A 19,610-nucleotide genomic window follows, 5' to 3' on the forward strand; every position below is an offset into this window, starting at 1 on the left:
ATCGGTTTCCTATTTGCATTGGGTGTCGGTGATGATGGCGTCGGTCGACTTGCCGCTTTCCTTCGCCTCCTTCTTCTCTTCCTCCTTCTTCACCTCGGCCTGCTGCTTTTCTTCCTGCACGAGCAGCGTCACGAAGGTCGTGAGCGTGTTCTGCTGCTCCGTCACGATCTTCTCGACGAGCGAGGGTTCGACGTCCGGCAGGATCTCGAGCAGGCGCTCGGCGGTGACCGTGGCGCCCGCGACCGGCGCCGGCGCGGGCGTCGGCGCCGCAGTGGGTGCCGGCGAGGGCGCGGGGGCGGAGGTCGGCGCCGGGGTGGGTGCCGGCGTCGGCACCGGCGTCGGCGCCGGGGTGGGCGCAGGTGTCGGCGCCGGAGTGGGTGCCGGCGTCGGTACCGGGGTCGGTACCGGGGTCGGTGCCGGTGTGGGCGCCGGTGTGGGCGCCGGTGTGGGCGCCGGCGTGGGGGCCGGTGTCGGTGCGGGCGTCGGCACGGGGGCGGTCACCGGGTTGCTTGCCGCCTGGTAGCTGACCGAAGGCGCGTTCGTCTGCACGCCTGGCGCGAAGGACACCGACGTTCCCGCCGAAGCCGTGACCGACGTCGCCGCGCTCACGTTCGCGTTCTGCACGATGGCGTCCGCCGAACTCAGCATCACCGCGCCGCCCGTCGAGTTGACGGGGCCGTTGAGCGTGATGTTGTCGTTGCCCGCGCTGCCGGTGGCGACGAGGCTGATGCTTCCGCCGGCCGTGATGCCGCCCGCGCCGATCGTGATCGGGCTGTGCGTGACGACGGTGGCCGCACCCGCGGGCACGACCACCGGCCCCGTGGTGATGAGGCCCCCGGTGTTCTCGATGTCGAGACCGGTGGCATTCACGGACGTCAGTTCGAGCGGAGCGGACGTGTTGATGACCTTGAGCATCCCGCCGTCGAACCCGAGCGACGCGACCTGGTTCCCCGCATTCGTCAGATGGGCCGTGCCGGTCGGGCCGGTCGTGATCGACAGCACCGTCGTCTGGAGCGGACCGTGCTGCACGATATCGGCGCTCGGCACCATGAGCGTCAGGCCCGGCGCCGTGAACGTCGCGATGTTCATGGCCGTCGTCCGCGTATGCGTGATGTTGGCCGAGCTGCCGAGGACCACCTGGCCGCCGGTCTGCGAGAACGAGTCCGTCACGGTGATGTCGTTCGCCAGCACGGTACCCGCGGTCTGCGAATACGCGACGGTCGAGAGCGACCCCGAGAGGTTCAGCGTGCCGCTGGCGATCGCGAGCGTGCCGGCGCTCGAGATGTACTGCAGGTTGGTGGTGCCTGGCAGGTTGTAGTTGACGTTCGCGCCGCTCGGAATCGACACGTTCTCCACGTTCGAGAAGTCCGGCAGCGCGTCCCAGTTGCCCGCATCCCCCCATGACCGCGTGCCGGCGCCGCCGGTCCAGGTGGACAGGGGCCGCGGATTGATCGTGCTCGTCAGGTTGGGGGTGTACGCGACCGCGTAGTTCGCGCCGCCATTGCCATCGTTGACGGTGATGCCCGAGACCGTGACCGTCTTGCCGGTGCCGGCATGCCGGTCGGCGAAGGCGAATGTTCCGCCCGACAGCGTATCGCTGCTGAACAACGCGCCCAGGCCCACCATCGCCACCCCCGACGCGGCCGTCGTGCCATCGTAGATCTTGGTCACGTCCTCCGTGGTGAGCGTCACCGGCGCGGGCGTGATGGTGCCCGCGGCCGTCACCTTGGCCACGTTGTAGTTGTTGCCGCCGTTGCCGTCGGAAATCAGGTAGCCGCCGTCGACGGCGAGCGTGCTCCCGCCGGTGCCCATCACGTGCCGGCTCGTGTACGACTGCGTCGCGCCCGTCACCGTGTCGGTGCCGAAGAGGCCGCTGGCGGCCACCGCGCCGAACGACTGCGTCGTTCCGTCGTAGGTTCGCGAATCCGTCGAAGCGCTCAGCGTGAGCGTCGCACGCTCGATGGTGCTCGCGCTGTTGGGCGCGACCGAAACCGTGTAGTTGCGCCCGCCGTTGCCGTCGCTGATGCCCACCCCGGAGACGGTGAGCGACTTGCCGGTACCGGCGTTCGCATTGGTGAAGGCAAAGGTTCCGCCGGCGAGCGTGTCGGTCGAGTACAGCGTGCCGCTCGCGACGGTGGCCGTCGCGCCCGGCGCGGCCGTGGTCGCGTCGTAGGTCTTCGTCACGGGCGTCACGCTCAGCACGATCGGCGCGGGCGTGATGGTGCCGGAGGCGACCGTCGTCGTGGCCGGGTGGTAGTTCGCGCCGCCATTGCCGTCGTTGACGACCCAGCCCGCGTTGACCGCGAGCGTGCTCGCGCCCGTGCCCAGCACGTGGCGGCTGGTGAACGACTGCGTGAGCGAGACCACCGAGTCGCCGGCGCCGAGGCCGGAAATCGATACCGGCGCCGACGAGGCCGTCGTGCCGTCGTACTGCTTCGAGTCGGTGACCGCGGCGAGCGTGAGCGTCGCCTTGTCGATCGTGCTCGTCGTGTTGGGCGCGTAGCTGACCGTGTAGTTGGCGCCGTTGTTGCCGTCGTTGACCGTGACGCCTGCGACGGTGACCGTCTTGCCGGTGCCGGCGTTGCGGTTGGTGTACGCGAACGTGCCGCCGGAGAGCGTGTCGCCCGTGAACACGGTGCTGCCGGACGCGGTCACCGCGACGCCGTTCGCGCTCGTCGTGCCGTCGTAGGTCTTGACGACGTCGCTCGTCGTCACCGTCAGCGGCGCGGGCGTGATCGTCGCCGTCGCGCCGTTGAAGGTGGTCGCATAGCCGGGCGGCGCGGCCACGGTGCCCTGCGCGATCGTGTAGCTGCCGACGTTGCGGCCCGGGCTGGACACCGCGAGCGAGCCGGACAGCACGTCCTGCGAGAACACGCCGCCGTACGCCGACGCATCGACCAGCGGCGTCGCGGTGTACGTGAGCGCGCCCGCCGTCGACGTCCCGTCGTAAGTCCGCGTGCTCGCGTCGGCCGTGATCGTCACGCTCGGCTGGTGGCTGAAGACGTAGCGGTTGCCGGCGGGCAGCGTCGACGGCGCGTCGGAGACGGGCGTCGCATTCCACACCGCGTTGTTCCCCGACACGAGTCCGCCGTACGTGTTGCCGCCGGGCGTGGAAGAGTAGACGACCCAGCGGCCGCTGCCCGCGTTCAGTGCCGAGCTCGTCGCGTTGTTGATGAAGTGGGTGCCGGCGAGCACGATCGCATCGCCGCCGCCCGAAGCCGCGATCGGCTTGTTCAGTACCAGGTCACCGCCGTTGTTGAAGGCCATGACCTTGCCGCCCGCCGAGATGCCGTCGACGCCGCCGCCGCTGCCGACCGTGAGCGTGGGCCGGGCCGAGCCCAGGCTGAAGTCGCCGCTCGACGTGCCTGCGACGACGCCGATGCTGTTCGCGGCGGCTGCGAGGTTCACCGATCCGAGCGAGCGCACTGCCACCTTGTCGGCGGTCAGCACGCCGGCGGACGTTTGCGTGATGTCGCCGTTGTAGTCGAGTGAGAGCCCCCCGGCGAAGCTGGGCGAAACCGGCGCGGAGATGTTCAAGGTCCCGCTGTTGGCCAGGTTGCCGAAGCGCAGCAGGGTGCCGCCGGCGAACTTGCCGATCTCCGCGTTCGACAACTCGAGCGTGCCCGCCGCCGCGTCGGTCGTGGATCCGAGGTCCATGTTCCACGTGCTGCTGAACGGACGCACCGTCGCGATCGTCGTCGACGTGATCGCGCCGCCTGCGAGGTCCATGCGGTTCGCCTTGAGGTGGACCGAGTCGCCGCTCAGGGTGACGCCGGCGTTCTGCTTGAGCAGGTTGCCCGCCCCGAGCGCCAGCGACGCCGTGCCCGTCGCGATGTTGTTCGTCGCCGTCAGGTCCTGCGAGGCGAAGACGGACACCGCCGCGTTCGCTCCGGTGCCGCCGAAGGCGAGCGAGGCATCGCCGTTGTGGCCGACGAAGTAGCCCCCGGTTCCGCTGCCACCCAGCGACAGCGCCGCCGTGCCGCTGTTCGACGCCGTCTGGATCGCGGCGCCGGAGGCTCCGACCGAGCCCGTGCCGCTCGCATTCAGCGCGATGGCGTTCGACTTCAGCAGGCCGCCCGCGCCCTGCACCACGCTCGAGGTTCCGGCGTCGATCGTGAGACTCGAGTTCGCCCCCGTCTGCACAAGGGCGCCGATGGTGATGTTTCCGCCCGAGCCGACGATCGAGATCGCCGAGGCATCGGCGCTCGCCTGGCTGATCGGGCCCAGCGTGGTGGCGGCAATCGGCTTGAAGAGGATGAGGCCGCCCGTGCTGCCGGTCTGCGTGGCGGTGAACTGCGCGGCGTCGCTGGCGCCGGCGAGGTTGATCGCGCCTGCGGCGGTGGCGTTCAGCGTGCCGGCGGTGAGGAAGGCCGAGGCATCCTGGACGACCGAGCCGGCGGGCGCGGACAGCGTGAGCGTGCTGCCCACCGCATCGACGCCGGCATCGGCGACCAGGCTCAGGTTGCCTGCCTGCGCGACGAGCGAGGTCGTGCCGCCCGACACGCCGGCCACGTCCATCGCGCCGCCGCTCGCGATGCGGATCGAGCCATTGGCGAACACGGCCAGATGCGTCGGCAGGACGTTGGTCGGGTCGGGGATGCCGACGCGCAGCGGGCCGCTGTTGACGAAGTCCAGCGAGTCGAGAAAGCCGGTGCCGATCGACGCGACGTTGTTCGTGGCGCTCGTGAGCGTGGCGGTGCCGGCCGTATCGAGGTACAGGCCGCGCGCCGTGACGAGCGGCGCATCCGCGTCCTGGGAGATCGAGGTGCCGCGCAGCTCGATGCCGACGCCGTTGGGAGGAAGCGAGGCGGACGACTGCTCGACGCCCGCGATGCCCGCCACCGTGCTGAGGTGGATGCCGTTGACGCTCTTGTAGACGAAGCTGCCGTCCGCGCCCGATCCCGCGCCGGTCGCACGTCCGGCGATCACGCCCGTCGGGTTGTCCTCGGTCAGCACCACGCGCTGCCCCTGCGCGGAGACCGCCTTGCCGCCCAGCAATGCGCCCGACTGCTGCGACAGCGTGCCGCCGGAGAGCAGCGCGATGACGGTGTTGGGGCTGAGCGGATTGAAGCCTGTGCCGTCCCCGTGCGACTGGATGCCGTTGAGCCCGTCCATCGGCTGCGACGGAGAATGCGCGGCCACGGCGAGGTCGCCGCTCGTGACCAGGGTCACGTTGCGGTTGGTGTGGGTCGCATCGCCGACGGACATGGCCACCACCGGCAGGCTGTTGGCGGCGTGGTCGAGCGTCACGTCGCCGAGGGCGCGCACGCCCAGGCGCGCGACGCTCATCGGCGCGTCCGAGGCCTGCGTCACGGTGCCGCCGGTCTGCAGCACCAGCAGGCCCGATGGGACGGAGAGCGAGCCGCTCACGTGAATGTCGCCCGAAGTGAGCGAGCCGATGCGCAGCGCCCCCCCGGCGCCGGGCGACAGTGCGTCGAGTTCCGCCTGGGAAAGTTCGAGCGCGGGCGGCGGGGACGAGAACGAGAGCGCCGAGAAGCCGCCGCTGGCCGCAGCGAGGTCGATGGCGAGCCCGTCGGTGGCCGGACGCAGACTGATGGTGCCAGCGCTGGCGATCGAGCCGCTGGCGCCCTGCAGGTCCATGTTGTCGGCCACGAGCGTGATCAGGCTGCCCGACATGTTTGCGCCGGGTCCTTGCGTGAGGAGGTTGCCGGACGTGAGCGAAAGGGCCGAAGTGCCCGCGGCGAGCGCGGTGCGCACGTCGAGGTCGCCGCTCGCCGTGACGTTGACCGGTGCGTTGGCGCCGAGCGACCAGCCGCTCGCGAGCACCGCATCGCCGGTGTGCGAGATCCTCACCGCGCTCGCGCCGCCGCCGACGCCGATCGACGTCGGCCCCGCGTTCGACTCGGTGAGCAAGGCGTTGCCGCCGCCCACGGCGCCGCCGGCATTCAGCAGGAGCGCATCGGTCTTCAGCAGGCCGGAGGCGCCCTGGACGATCGACGCGGTGCCCGCATCGATGGAGATGGAGCCGCTTGCGCCCGATTCGACCGTGCCGCCGATCGTGATGTTCCGGTCCGCGGTCGAGATGGCCACCGCATCGGAACCGGTGCCCGTCTGCGTGACGCCCGCGACAGTGAGCGCGGAGACGCCGCGGAAGGAGATGGCGCCGCCCGAGGCGGCGGTCAGCGAAGCGACGTCGTTGGTGCCGGCGGTGAGCGAGACCAGCAGGGAGCCCGTCGCGTTCAGGCTGCCGGCCGTGATCTTCGAGCCGGCCGTCTGGTAGACGGCGCCGGCATCCGCGGTGAGGGTCACGTTGGCGGTGCCCGCGCTGACGCCCTTGGCCGTGTCGACGATGCCCAGGTCCCCGCTCGCCGTGTGCAGGGTGATGGGATGGTTGCTCGTGCTCACGCCGTCCACGCCCATCGCGCTGCCGATGGTGAGCGCGCCGGCGCCGGAGAAATTGAAGCCGCCGCCGGCTGCCGCGCCCGCGAGCGTCGATACCGCGTTCGCGCCGCCCGCGAGGTTCACGGCCCCGCCGGCATCCACCACCAGCGTGTCCGCCTGGATGGAGGGCGCCACCGGCCCGGCGGCCCCCTGCCCCACGTTGCCCGTCGTGAAGAGGCCGACGACGGAGGGGGTGAAGACGACGGGTCCGGACACGTAGATCGACGAAGCCGTCTTCGTCTCGCCGTTCTGGCCGAAGCGCAGCTCGCCGGACCCGGCGAAGCTGGTCAGCTCCGCGGCGGTCAGTTGCAGCTTCGTGGCGTCGCCGTGGTCCGGCGCGCCGAGCTGGACGGCGCGGGCCGTCAGCGGGGCCACGCTCGTGAGCTCGCTCGACGTGATGCTGCCGGCGCCGCCCGCCAGGCTCATCTGGCTGGCCGCGAGCGTGACGACCTTGCCCGAGAGCGACGCGCCCGCGTTCTGCGTGAGCATGCCGCCGGCCGAGAGCGAAAGGTCGGCGCCGGACGTGGTGTCGATGCTGTTCGTCACCGCCAGGTTGCCGCTCGCGCTCACGGTCAGAGGAGCCGTGGCGATGGCGCCGCCGTCGTAGACGAGCGAAACATTGCCGGTGTGCGCGATCGCGAAGGCCGTGCCCTCGCCCGTCAGGCTCAGGGTCGTGGTGCCGCCGTTCGATTCGGTGGCGAGCGGTGTCGGCGAGCCCGAGGTCCAGGGCGCGTACGAAGTGATCGAGATGGCGTTCGCCTTCAGCAGGCCGGCGGTGCCCTGGATCACCGAGCCGCCGCCTGCGTCGATCGCGATGCTCGACGCGGAGCCGGCGAGGACGGCGCCGTCGATGGTGATGTCGTCGCCCGAGAGGCTCGTGATCTCGATCGAACTCGCGGCGGACGTCGCCTGCGAGATGCCGGCGATCGCGAGCGGTCCGTCATTTGCGATCCGGATGGCCCCAGGCCCCGACGTGCCGGTCTGCGTGGCCGCGAAGCTCGTCACGTGGGCGCCGTCGATCAGGATGCTGCCCTGCGCGGCCACCGTGAGCGCGCCGCCTTCGACGAGACCGCCCGCGCCCTGCGTCACCGAGCCCGCCGCCGCGGTCAGGGAGATGGAACCGCAGGCGCAGGCCAGGACCTTGCTGTCGTCACTCAGAGCCAGGTTGCCGGCCTGCGCCACGAGCGTGATGTCCGCGCCGCTTTCCACCTCCCTCACCGTCATGGCGCCCGTGCTGGTGATGCTCACGCCGCCGAAAAGCGTGGTCAGCGGAGTGACCGTCGTGCTGGGGCTCGGCAAAAGAATGCCGACGTCGAGCGGCCCGTTGTTGTGGAACTGCAGCGTGCCGAAGACCGTGCCGCCGATGGAGCCCACGGTGTTGCCCGTCGCGAGGAGTTCGGCGTCGCCGAATGCGCCGAGCGTCAGCCCGTGCGGCGTGGAGAGGGGCGCGTCGGCGTCCTGGATCAGCCCCGAGGTGCCCAGGGCGATGCCCACGCCGTCGACCGCCGCCGCGCTCGACTGCGTGATGCCCGAAACGACGGTCCCCGAAAGATCGCGCACCGAGCCGATGCGCAGGTCGCCCGCCGACACGAATTCGAATCGACCGTCCTGCAGGCCGGTCGCTCCCGTCGCCTTGCCGGCGACGACCTCCACGGCATTGAGTTCCAGCAGTTGCACCTGCCGCGCCTCGGCATGGAGCGCCTTGGCGGAAATCACCGCGTCGACGTCCTGCGAGAGCTTGCCGCCCGACTGGAGCGCCACCACGCCGTTGGGGCTGTTGCGGTCATAAGGCGCGCCGTCGCGCTCGACCGCGATGCCGGACAGGCCATCGAGATTCGCAAGCGTCAGGTCCGAGGTGGACTTGAACTTGACGTTGCGGTTCTTGTTGTCCGCGTCCCCCACCGCCATCGCCACCTGCTCGACGACGTTGCTCTCCGTGAGCGTGACGTCGCCGAGCGCACGCACGGCGAGCCGCTGCACGGTGATCGTGCCGGCCGGCACCGGCGTCGCCCCCGGAGTCGCGGCCGCCTGGGTCACCGTGCCGCCCGATTCCAGCGCCAGCAGCCCGGCGAATCCGGGCGCGATGGGGCCGACGACGCGCAGATCTCCCGCTTCGAGGGAGCCGATGCGCAACACGCCCTGGCCACCCGCGCTCGTCGAGCGGAATGTGGCCAGCTCCGAGGTCGAAAGCTGCATCGTGCCCGCAGTCGTGTCGCCGGTCGAACCCAAGTCCACCTTCCAGCCCGGCGTGACCGGCTTGACGGTCGTGGTCTGGCTCGACGTGATGGAATCGGCGGCGCCGAGCAGCACCATGCGGTCGGCCGCGAGCGTCACGTGCCCGGCCGTGAGCGTGTTCGCCGCGCCTTGCGTGAACACGCCAGCCGCCTGGAGGGAAATCACGCCCGTCGTGACCGCCCGATGGAACGTGAGGTCGCCGCCGTCGGTCGTGGCGATGCTGAGCGTGGTGGTGCTGTGATTCTTGACCCCGAAGCCGCTGGTGGGCACTGCCAGGTTTCCCGAGTGGCTGAGGAAGAACCCGCTCGGGCCGCTGCCGTCGTCGCCGGAGCGCAGGATCGTCGTGTCTCCGGCAAGGGAGCTGGTCAACAGCGGCGCTTCCTCCTCGCCCACGGCGCCGGCAGTGTACGTGCCTTGCAGGTCGAGGTTTGCCGACTTCAGCAAGCCGTTCGCGCCGCCTTGCAGCAGGCTCGCCGTGCCCGCGCTGATGGTCAGCGAGCCGGAACCGGTCGTCTGCACGAGGCCGGCCACCGAGATGGTCTGGTTCGCCGTCGTGACGTCGATGTTCGACGTGGCGCCCGTGGTCTGCAGCGCATTCAGCGTGAGCGGCGCCGAGCCCTTGAACGCGATGTTGCCGCCGGAGCTGCCGGATAGCGCGGAGATGGGATTGGCGACGGCGTCCAGCGTGACGTCGCCCGCCGCGCTGACGTGCAGCGCGTTCGCCGAGACCGGGGCACCCGCGGACTGCGTGATGCCGCCCGATGCCGAGATGAGCGAGACATCGCTGACGCCCGCGTCGATGCCCGCGGTGCCGTCGATGGCGCCGACGGTGATCGTGCCGGCATTGGAGAAGGTGAAGCCGCCATTGCCAACGCCCGCGACCGTGGTCACGGCGTTGCTCGCGTTGTCCAGGGCGACGCTGCCGCTGGCCGACCTCGCCAGCAGGCTCGCGACCGTGATGGGCGCGGCCTGCGTGATGTTGCCGTCCGCCTCGAGGGAAAGCGCCGCGACGTTCGAGGGCGCGAGCGCGCCGGCCACGTGCAGCGTGTCGGTCGCCACCAGGTCGCCCAGGCGCAGGATGCCGTTGGCGCCGGTGCGGAACTTGTTCACTTCCGACGCTGTGAGCACGAGCGACGTGGCCGTGGGGCCATCGTCGTCGGTGGCACCGCCCACGATCATGCCCCGGCGCCCGTTGAAAGGCTTGGCCACGAGCGCGCCGCTGCTGCTGATCGTGCTGCTGCCGATGGTCATCCGGTCGGCCGCGAGAATGACGCTCGTGCCGCCGACGAGGGTCTTGCTGGCGGGCAGCGTCAGGAGACCGCCCGCGCTCAGCGACACGTCGCCGCTGGCGTACAGGTTGTCCGTCAGCGTGAGGTCGCCGCTCGCGTGAAGGCCGACGTTGCTCGAGCCGGCGCCGCTGTACAGCATGAAGCTCCCCACAGAGAGGCTGCCTTCGTGCGTGACGTAGACGCTGCTCGGCCCGCCGTCGCCGCCGGCGAGGATCTGGGTCGCCGCGGCGGACTTCGACTCCGTCTGCACGGGCTCGCCCGGCTCGCCCACCGGACCGTAGCCCGGCGCATTGACGAAATAGACGCGGTCCGCCCGCAGCTTGCCGCCGGCCTGCAGCACCGTGCCCGAGCCCGAATTGACGGTGATCGAGGCGGCCTCCACGGTCCCGCCGATGGAGATGTTCCGGTTCGCGGCGGTCAAGGTCAGGGCACCGGTCGTCGAGGCCTGCTGGGCCCCCGTGACCGTGTAGTGACGCTGGCCGTGGAAGTCGACGCCGCCGCCGCTGCTGACCAGCGAGACCGAATCGACGTAGTTGAAGCCGGAGGACAACTGCACGCTCGCGTCGCCGGAGGCCTGCAGGCTGCTGGCAATGATCTGCGCCCCCCCGCTCATGATGATGTTGCCGCCGCTCGAGACGAGGCTGCCGCCGAGGTCCATGTCGGCCGTGACGGCCGTGAGCGTCACCGCGCCGACGTCCGCATTGATGCCCGCCGCGTCGTCGATGTTCAGGTCGCCGCCCACCACCTGGATCGAGATCGGCTGCGTGTCCTCGGTGCGCACGCCTTCGATGGCGCCGATCGTGGCGCCCGTGCCGCCGCCGATGGAGAGATCGCCGTTGTTCTTGAAGGCGATGGGGCCGACGTAGTTGTGGGCGCTGAAGTTCTGCACCGCGTTGCCCGCGCCCGCCAGCGAAATCGACGAGCCCGATGCCGCCGTCGCACGAACCATCGCGAAAAGATTCGAGACCGAGATGCCGGCGCCCGTCGCCTCCTGCTCGATGTTGCCCTTGGCGTCGATCGACAGCGTGCTGCCGGCGCCGCCCGTGACGGGCGCCTTGATGTAGACGTGCTTGTCGGCGAGCAGGGTCAGCTCGTTGCCAGTCGTCCAGGCCACCGGATCGAGCAGCTTGATGAAGCCGTCGCCGGAGCCGGCGCTCGTCGTCTGGACGATGACGTTGCTGTTGTTCAGCGCATTCGACAGGGTCTGGTTGTTCAGGTAGGAGTCGGAAACCGCGCCGCTCGCTTGGAATGTATGGGACGCTGGCGTTGGCGGTGGGGTCGGCTCGCTGATGTCGTTTCCGCCGACGCCCAGCGACTGCGCGCGTGAGAGGCTCGCGATCCAGATGTTCGTCGGATCGAGCAGCAGGTCGCCCGTCTTGCCTTTCGGCGCTCGCGTGTCGACCAGCGCGTCGAAATGCAGGGTCTTGCCCGAAGTCTCGACCTTGCCGCCGTCGCCGCCCTGCTCGCCGCCCCGCGCGGTGATCGTCGACGCCGCCCGCGTGGTGCCGTCGCTCCACAGCACCGCCGTGCCGCCGTCGCCCTTGTCCGTGGCGTCCACGCGAATCGTGGACCCCGCTTCGGCCGTCGTTTCCTTCGCATTCGCGATGCGCGCATCCCTGCCCTGCCAGCCGCCGCCCACGAGCACTTCGCCGCCGCCCGCCGGGCCGCTCGCGTCGATCACCGCGCCGCTGCGCAGCATGACCCTGCTCGCCGTGACGTGGACTTCGCCGCCGCGGTCGGCGCGACGCGCCTCGATGCGGCCGTCGATGTCGACGAGATCCCCGCCCCTGAGCACCACCTTGCCGCCTTCGCTCGCGAGCGCATTGGCGCGCACGAGGCCGCTGTGCTTCAAGGTGCCCGCGAACATGCCCACCGCGTCGCCGGACAGGGCGCCGAGGTTCACCGCCCGGTCGTCGGGCGCCTGTACCTGGAGCTGGATGCCTTCGAGGCCGCGCCCGGTGATCGCCACCTTGCGGCCTGCCGCGACCACCGTCGCCCCATCGGTCGCCTGGACCAGGGCCGCCGCGCCCACCTGCACGTCCGGCGAGATCAGCACGAGGTCGCCCGAGCGCGCGATCACGCGGCCCGCGACGGACAGCGGACCGCCCAATCCGCCGTCGCCGAACACGAGCCGCCCCGCGATCGCGTCGGCATCGCTCATGCGAAGCGTGGAGGCCGTGAAGGCCGCCGTGTCGACCACGGCGCCCGCGCCGACGGCGATGCCCGCCGGGTTGACCAGCACGAGCCGCCCGTTCGACTGCAGCGTGCCGAAGATGCGGCTCGGGTCCGCGCCGAGCACGCGATTGATCGACGTGCTCGTGGCCGAAGGCTGCAGGAACTGCGTGGTCGTGCCCGCGGGTACGGAGAAGCTCTGCCAGTTGATGGCGGAGTGGTTCGCGCCCGCGGCATTCTGCGTCGTGACGCGCAGCACCGAGCCCTGCTGGCTCAGGGTCGCCTGTCCCGCGACCGCCTGCGCCCCCGTGGGCTGCGCCGCGAGCGGTCCGCTGAAGGCGGCGCACAACGCCAATGCAAGCACCGCCGGCGGCGATGCAGGCGCCGGCGCCCATGCGGCGCGACGAGATCTGTCCTTGGCCATGTCAGCCCCTCTCGATTCATTCTTGCACGCCCCCCCGCGGGCGCACCAGCACTATCGTGCTAACTCAGGGTTTGCACTGCTCGCCCACCTCGGACCGGATCGCCTCCTTCGCGAGCTCCTTGTCCTTCTTCTCCTCCTTAGCCTCCGCCTGCGCCTTCTCCTCCTTCACGAGAAGGCTGACGAAGGTCGTGAGCGTGTTCTGCTGCTCGGTGACGATCTGTTCGACGACGGCGGGCGCGACGTCCGGCACGATCTCGCGCAGGCGCTCGGCGACGATGCTCGCGACGGGCGCCGGAGCGGCCGTGGGCGCGGCCGTGGGCGCGGGCGTGGGCGCAGAGGTCGGCGCTGGCGTCGGGGCCGACGTCGGCGCGGGCGTGGGCGCGGCGGTCGGTACAGGCGTGGGGGCGGCCGTCGGCGCGGGCGTCGGAGCGGCGGTCGGCGCTGGCGTGGGCGCCGCGGTCGGCGCGGGGGTGGGTGCGGAAGTGGGTGCCGGCGTGGGTGCGGAGGTCGGCGCGGGCGTGGGCGCGGCAGTCGGTGCCGGCGTGGGCGCCGAGGTCGGCACAGGCGTCGGCAAAGGCGTCGGCCCGGGCGTCGGCGCGGGCGTGGCCGTCGGCGCGGGGGTGGCGGTCGGCGTCGGCGTGGCGGTGGGCGCGGGGGTCGCCGTCGGCGTCGGCGTGGCCGTCGGCGCGGGGGTGGTCGTCGGCGCGGGCGTCGTGGTCGGCGTGGGCGTCGAGGTGGGCGCGGGCGTCGAGGTCGGCGCCGGACTCGCGGTCGGCGGCGCCGCGGACTGGGCGACGAGGCGCACGAACACCGGCGAGGGCGCAGACGTCACCGAACTGTTGAAGCCGGTCACGGTCGGCGCGCCGCCCTGGATGTCGCCGGTCGCGCTCTCCATCGCGTTGAATGCATCGCCCGCCGCATAGGTCGCGCCGGGGATCGCGGCCGTCTGGATCACCGTGCCGCCGCCCAGCACGATGCGGCCCCAGGCCCAGACCTTGTCGTACTGCGAGGTGTTGCGCTGCTCGAGCTTCAGCGTGCCGTTCGACGTATCGAAGTTGCCGTACACGTAGAGCGTTCCCGCGCTCCCGGCCCCGCCCGGCTCGACGGCGCCGAGGTTCACCACGGCGCCGCGCTGGGACGGCGTGGAGTAGTAGTAGTCGTAGAACCCGCCCGAGCCGCGCCACGTGACGCCCGCGCCGAGGGTGAGCGACTGCTGCGTCCCGGTGGGATTGAAGTAGATGTAGCCGCCGTTGGAAGCCAGCGTGGCGGTGCCCGTCGTGGTGATGCTCTGCGTCCCCGACATCAGCAGGTAGTTCGAGCCGATGTCCAGCGTCGCGCCGTTGGCGAGCGGCAGGCCGTTCACGACCGAGAGGTAGCCGCCGGCGAGCGCGAGGTGGCCGCCGATCGACACGGTGTCGAGCGTGCCGCTGTTGCTGGTGAGCGTCTGGCCGGTGGGCGCGACGATGGCGGCGTTGCGGATCGTGCCGGTCAGGCCGTTGAGGCCGCCGGTACCGAACGGACCGGCGCTGCCGATGTCCAGCGTGCCGCCGGCCATGTTCAGCGTGCCGGAGAGATTGAAGATGCCGCCCGTGCGCGTATAGCCCGTGCCGAACAGCGTGGGGCTCACGTTGCCGCCGAGGTTGAGCGTGCCGCCCGTGAATTCGATGATGCCGCCGTTGGCGAGCCCCTGCGTCGCATCGAGCGTGCCGCCCGCGATCACGAGCGTGCCGGCCGGCGACGAGGGCGCGGCGTTGACGAGCGGGCTGTACGCGTACAGATTGCCGCCGCTCAGTTTCAGCAGGCCGCGGTTGGTGAACGTGCCGCTGATGTAGGTCGTCTGCCCGGCATTGCTCGACTCCACCGTGCCGCGGTTCACCACTTCGCCCAGCAGGGAGCCGGTGGTGTACGAATAGAGCGAGGTGTGGCCCTTGACGTGCAGGCCCGTGTCGAGCGTGACGACCTCGCCGTAGTTGTACGCCTGGATGCTGCCGCCCGCGGTGAGGATCGTCGCGCTGCCCGACACCGGCGCGATGGACTGCGTGCCCTGCAGCACGAGCGAGTGCGAGCCCTTGTTCACCGTGACCCCGTTGGCGAGCTTGAGCGAGTTGCGCACGTAGGTCGTGCCGAACGCGTTGAACGCGAAATTCGAGCCGAGCGTGACCGCGTCGAGCACGCCTGAACTCGAGGTCAGCGTCGGGCTGGCGTCGGTGCTGGTGACGGTGCCGTTTCGGATGACGCCGGAATTCAGCGCGCTCAGACCGCCCGTGCCGAAGAGCCCGGCCGAGCCGATGTCGAGCGAGCCGCCCGCGAGGTCGAGCGTGCCGGTGAGGTTGACGAGGCCGCCGGTGCGGCTGAAGCCGGCGCCGAAGGTCGACGTCGAGACCAGGTTGCCGAGGTTCGTTGTCCCGGCGGTGATGGAGAAGGTGCCCGCGTTGGAGATCCCCTGCGTGAGATCGAGCGTGCCCCCGTTCACCGCGAGCGTGCCGCCCGCCGCATTGTTGAAGGTGGGCGACAACTGCATGTTGCCCGTGGAGACGAGGACGATGCCGTTGTTCGTGAAGTTGCCGTTGCCGTTGAAGTAGATCCAGTTGCCGGCCGAGGCCGAATCGATGGTGCCGTTGTTGACCACCGCGCCGACGTTCGCGCCGCTGGTCCACGACGTGATCGAGGTGTAGCCCCGCACCAGCAGGCCGCTGCCGAGCGTGAGCACGTCGCCGTAGTTGTAGGCGTAGAGCGAGCCGCCGGCCGACAGCACGGTGGCCGTGCCGGAGACGGGCGCGAGGGACTGCGAGCCCTGGAAATACAGCGTGTGCGCGTTCTTCGTCAGCACCGAGCCGTTCGCGAGCTTCAGGCTGTTGCGGATGTAGGTGTGGCCGTTGTTCAGCGCGAGATTGCCCGCGAGAGTCATCCCGTCGAGCGTGCCGCCGGCTCCCGCGAGCGTGTGGCCGTCGCTGCTCACGAGCGTGCCGCTCTTGATCGTGCCGCCGTTGAAGGCGTTGAGGCCGCCCGTGCCGAAGATGCCGCCCGAGCCGATGTCGAGCGAGCCGCCGGCCAGGTCGAGCGTCGCGTTGCTGAAATTGACCGTGCCCCCGGTGCGCGCGAATCCCGAGCCGAAGCCGCCCGCCGAGAGCGTGCCGCCGAAGTTCACGGTGCCGCCGACGATGGCGAAACTGCCGGCGTTGCCGATGCCGCCGAACAGGTCGATCTGCCCGCCACTGACCGCAAGCGTGCCGGTCGACGAATTCGCGAAGGCCGGATAGACCTGCATGTTGCCCGGCCCGACGCGCACGACGCCGTTGTTCGTGAAGTTGCCGCTGCCGTTGACGGTGATCCCCTGGCCGGCCACGTTCGCGTGGATCGTGCCGTTGTTCACCACCGCGCCGACGTTCGCGCCCGAGGTGTGCGAGGTGAGCGTGACCGCGCCCTGCACCGTGAGACCCGCGCCCAGCGTCAGCACGTTGCCGTAGTCGTAGGCATAGAGCGAGCCGCCGCTCGAGACCACGGTGGCGGTGCCCGCGGCCGGCGCGATCGACTGCGAGCCCTGCAGGTACAGCGTGCTCGCGTTCTTGTTCAGGATGGCGCCCGGCGCGAGGGTCAGGCCATTCTTCACGTAGACGTGGCCGCTGTTGAGCGCGAGGCTGCCGCCCACGGTCACGCCGTCGAGCGTGCCGCCGCTCGTGACGAGGGACGTGCCGTCGCCGCTCGCGACGGTGCCCGACTTGATCGCGCCGCTCGAGCCCAGCGTCCCGAGCCCGCCCGTGCCGAAGAGGCCTGCCGAGCCGATGTCGAGCGAGCCGCCCGCGAGATCGAGCGTGCCGGTCAGATTGACGAAGCCGCCCGTGCGCGTGTAGCCACTCGCCAGGACCGCTGGCGTGAGGCTGCCTCCGAGGTTCGTCGTGCCGCCGCCAACCGCGAGGGAACCCGCGTTGCCGAGGAAGTTCTGCAGGTTCAGCGTGCCGCCGGCGTTGACGAGCGTGGCGCCGGCCGAGTTGGTCAGCGGGGACTGGAGGGTGGCCGTGCCCGCGCTCACCTGCAGCAGGCCGTTGTTGGTGAAGCTCGTGCCCGTGCCGCTGGTGTCGAGGGAGCCGCCGGCCGCCGCCAGGAGCGTGCCGTTGTTGACGACGATCGCCGGGTACAGGCCCAGCGAGCCGCCGCTGGCCGGCGTCTGCATCGTGCCGTTGTTCACCAGCGCGCCGCTCGCATGCCACTGGTGGAAGGCCGTGTTGCCCTGCCACAGCAGGCCGCTGCCGAGCGTCAGCGTCTGGTTCGTCGCGCCGTAGTTCACGTACACCGTGCCGCCGGTCGACAGCACGGTCGCGGAGCCGCTCACCGGCGCGATGCTCTGGTTGCCCTCGATGTAGAGGGTGTGGTTGCCCTTGTTCAGCACGGCGCCGCTCGCGAGCCTCAGGCCGTTGGAAACGTACGACTGCCCGTTGTTCAGGGCGAGGCTGCCGGCGACGGTGATGCCGTCGAACCTGCCGCTCTGGGAAACGAGCGAGGCGCCGTCGCCGCTCGTGAGCGTGCCGTTGCGCAGCGCGCCGCCCGAGCCGAGCGTGCCCATGCCGCCCGTTCCGAACGCGCCCGAGCCGCCGACGTCGAGCGTGCCGCCGCCGAGATCGAGCGTGCCCAGGAGGTTGAGCGCGCCCCCCGTGCGCGCGACCCTGCCCGCGACGTCGGACAGGGTGAGGTTGCCCAGGTTGAGCGTGCCCGCGGTCTGGACGATGGCGCCCGTGTTGCCGAAGCTCGTGCCCGTGGCGATGCTCAGCGCGCCGCCGTTCACCACCAGCGAGCCGCCGTTCGAGAGCGTGCTGCCCTGGAAAACGATGTTGCCGGAGGTCGTGCGTGCGATGCCCGAATTGGTGAAGTTCGTCGGGTTGATCGTGATCTGCTGGCCGGCGCTGCCGGTCGCATCGATCAGGCCTGCGTTGACGACGCCTCCGCCGTTCGACGAAATGGCGCCGTAGCCGCGCACCGTGACGCCGGGCGCGAGCGTGAGGTTGTCGGTGCTGTTGGCCGCGTTGAGCGTGCCGCCGGCCAGGAGCACCGTGGCCGTGCCGCTCGCGGGCAGCAGCGTCTGCGGGCCGCCGCTGAACTGGACCGTGCCGGCGACGGAGAAGGTCGAGCCGCTCGCGAGCTTCAGGCCGGCACGCACGGTCGCGTTGCCCGTCGTCGCCACCGACGTGCCGAACGAAAGGTTGGTGAGCGTTGCCGAACCGAAGACGAGGCTGCCTTGCGGCACGTTCAGCACGAGGCCGCCGCTGGACGGGCTGGCGGACACGCTGTTGTCGATCCGCACCGTCGGTGCGTCCAGCGTCAAGCCGCGCGCGCCGGTGCCCCCGTAGTTCACGCCACCGCCGGAACTGGTGAGACTGATGGCGGAGCTCGCGGCGAGCGTCACGTCGGCGGTCGCCAGCACGTTGTTCAGCGCGGTGTAGGTGATGCGGCTGGTCTTGCCGGCCTGGTCGCCGCTCGCGCTGTCGAGGTCGCCGGGGCCGGTGAAATCGTCCGTCGGCGTGGTCGACGAGGCGTCCATGTCCGCCGTCGTGCCCACCAGGATCGTGTTCGGATCCAGCAGCAGCATGCCGCGCCGGCCGCGCCGCGCATCGAGGTCCGCCGTGCCGCGGAAGTACAGCACCTGCTTGCCGGAGGTCTCGCCGAAGCCGCCGTTGCCGCCCTGCTCGCCGCCGCGTGCGCTCAGGTGGCCGTCGAAGTGCGTCGCTTCGTCGGCCCACACGATGACGCGCCCGCCGTCGCCATAGGCACGTGCATCGGCGCCGAGCACCACGCCGGGCGCGACGCGCGTCTCGGCGGCGTTTCGCACCGCGGCATTTCCCCCCTGGAAATCGCCGCCGACGAGGATGGTGCCGCCGCCCGTGTCGCCCGACACGTCGACCGACGCGCCCTTGTCGAGCGAGACGGTGCGGCCGAGGATCTCGACGCGGCCGCCCTGCGCGTTCGCGGCAGCCGCGGGAGGCTCCACGGCCGGCACCGAAGGCAGCGCGGGCAGCGACTGCGCGCTCACGATACCCGCGACCTCCGCGCGCTCGCCCGCCTCGACGGTGATGTGCCCGCCCGCATGCCCCGGAGCGCCCTCGGCCAGTACCTGCGCGCCGGCCGCGATGCGCAGGTCCTTCTGCGCGCGGATGACGACGCGGCCGCCTTCGAGCGTCGCCGCCTCCGTCCGCACGATGCCGCTGTGGCGCAGCGTGCCGGCGAAGATGCCCACGGCGTCCCCCTTGAGCGTGCCGAGGTTCACCGCCCGGTCCTCCGGCGCCTGCACCTGCATGCGGATGCCTTCGAGTCCGCGGCCCGTGATCTCGACCTTCCGCCCCGCCGCGAGGATCGCCGCGCCGCCTTGCGACTGCACGACGGCCTGCGCGCCGACCTCGATGTCCGGCGCGATCAGCACGACGTCCCCGCCGCGGCCGACCACCGTGCCCTGCACGTTCAGCGCGCCCGAGGATGCATCGCCCTCGAAGCGCAGGCGGCCCGCGCGCGCATCCGCTTCGCTCATGCGCAGGGTCGACGCGGTGAAGCCGGCGGTGTCGATCGACGCGCCCGCGCCCACCGCGATCCCCGAGGGATTCACCAGCACGAGCCTGCCGTTGGAGCCGAGCGTGCCCAGGATCTGCGACGGATTCGGCGCGACGACGCGGTTGATGACCGTGCTGCCCGCATCCGGCTGCTGGAACCAGGCGCCGTGGCCCGCGGGAATCGAGAAGCTTTGCCAGTTGATGGCCGAGTGATTCGCGCCGGCGGCGTTCTGCGTGGTCACGCGCAGTTGCGTGCCCTGCTGGACGATGGACGCCTGGCCCGCAAGCACCTGCGCACCGGACGGCTGCGCGCGGGCGCCGGTGTGCGCACCGAATGCCGCGCACAGTGCCATGGCGAGCACGGCCGGCGGGCAGGCGGGGGCGGATGCGAACGAACGACTCATCATGTACATCTTTGCGGTCACGCGATCGGGGACGAACATGGCACGCATGGCCCATGTCCGGACCCTGCCTCACGTTACGACATGTGTGATCCGCGGAATTCTGCATCGGCCACGCGACATTCGCGAGGTTGGATGTCACGGAATTCCGCGA

General features: G+C 71.0%; 2 protein-coding genes. Both read right to left on the minus strand.

From position 1 onward, the window contains the following. Positions 1–9 precede the first annotated feature (9 nt). Positions 10–12,522 carry a YDG domain-containing protein gene (locus AB7E83_RS03405; RefSeq protein WP_428565409.1) on the minus strand — a complete coding sequence of 4,171 codons (12,513 nt, stop codon included), beginning with the start codon at positions 12,520–12,522 and terminating at the stop codon, positions 10–12. Positions 12,523–12,586: 64 nt separating this feature from the next. Continuing rightward, a complete protein-coding gene (locus AB7E83_RS03410; protein ID WP_428565411.1) occupies positions 12,587–19,459 on the minus strand; it encodes a filamentous hemagglutinin N-terminal domain-containing protein in 6,873 nt (2,290 codons plus the stop codon). Positions 19,460–19,610: the final 151 nt, after the last annotated feature.

The sequence above is a fragment of the Ramlibacter sp. genome, from assembly GCF_050250995.1.
Taxonomy (GTDB): Bacteria; Pseudomonadota; Gammaproteobacteria; order Burkholderiales; family Burkholderiaceae_C; genus Ramlibacter.

Coding starts and splice junctions, on each gene's coding strand:
- AB7E83_RS03405 (WP_428565409.1), bottom strand. CDS start 12,522: ATGGCCAAGGACAGATCTCGTCGCGCCGCATGGGCGCCGGCGCCTGCA.
- AB7E83_RS03410 (WP_428565411.1), bottom strand. CDS start 19,459: ATGAGTCGTTCGTTCGCATCCGCCCCCGCCTGCCCGCCGGCCGTGCTC.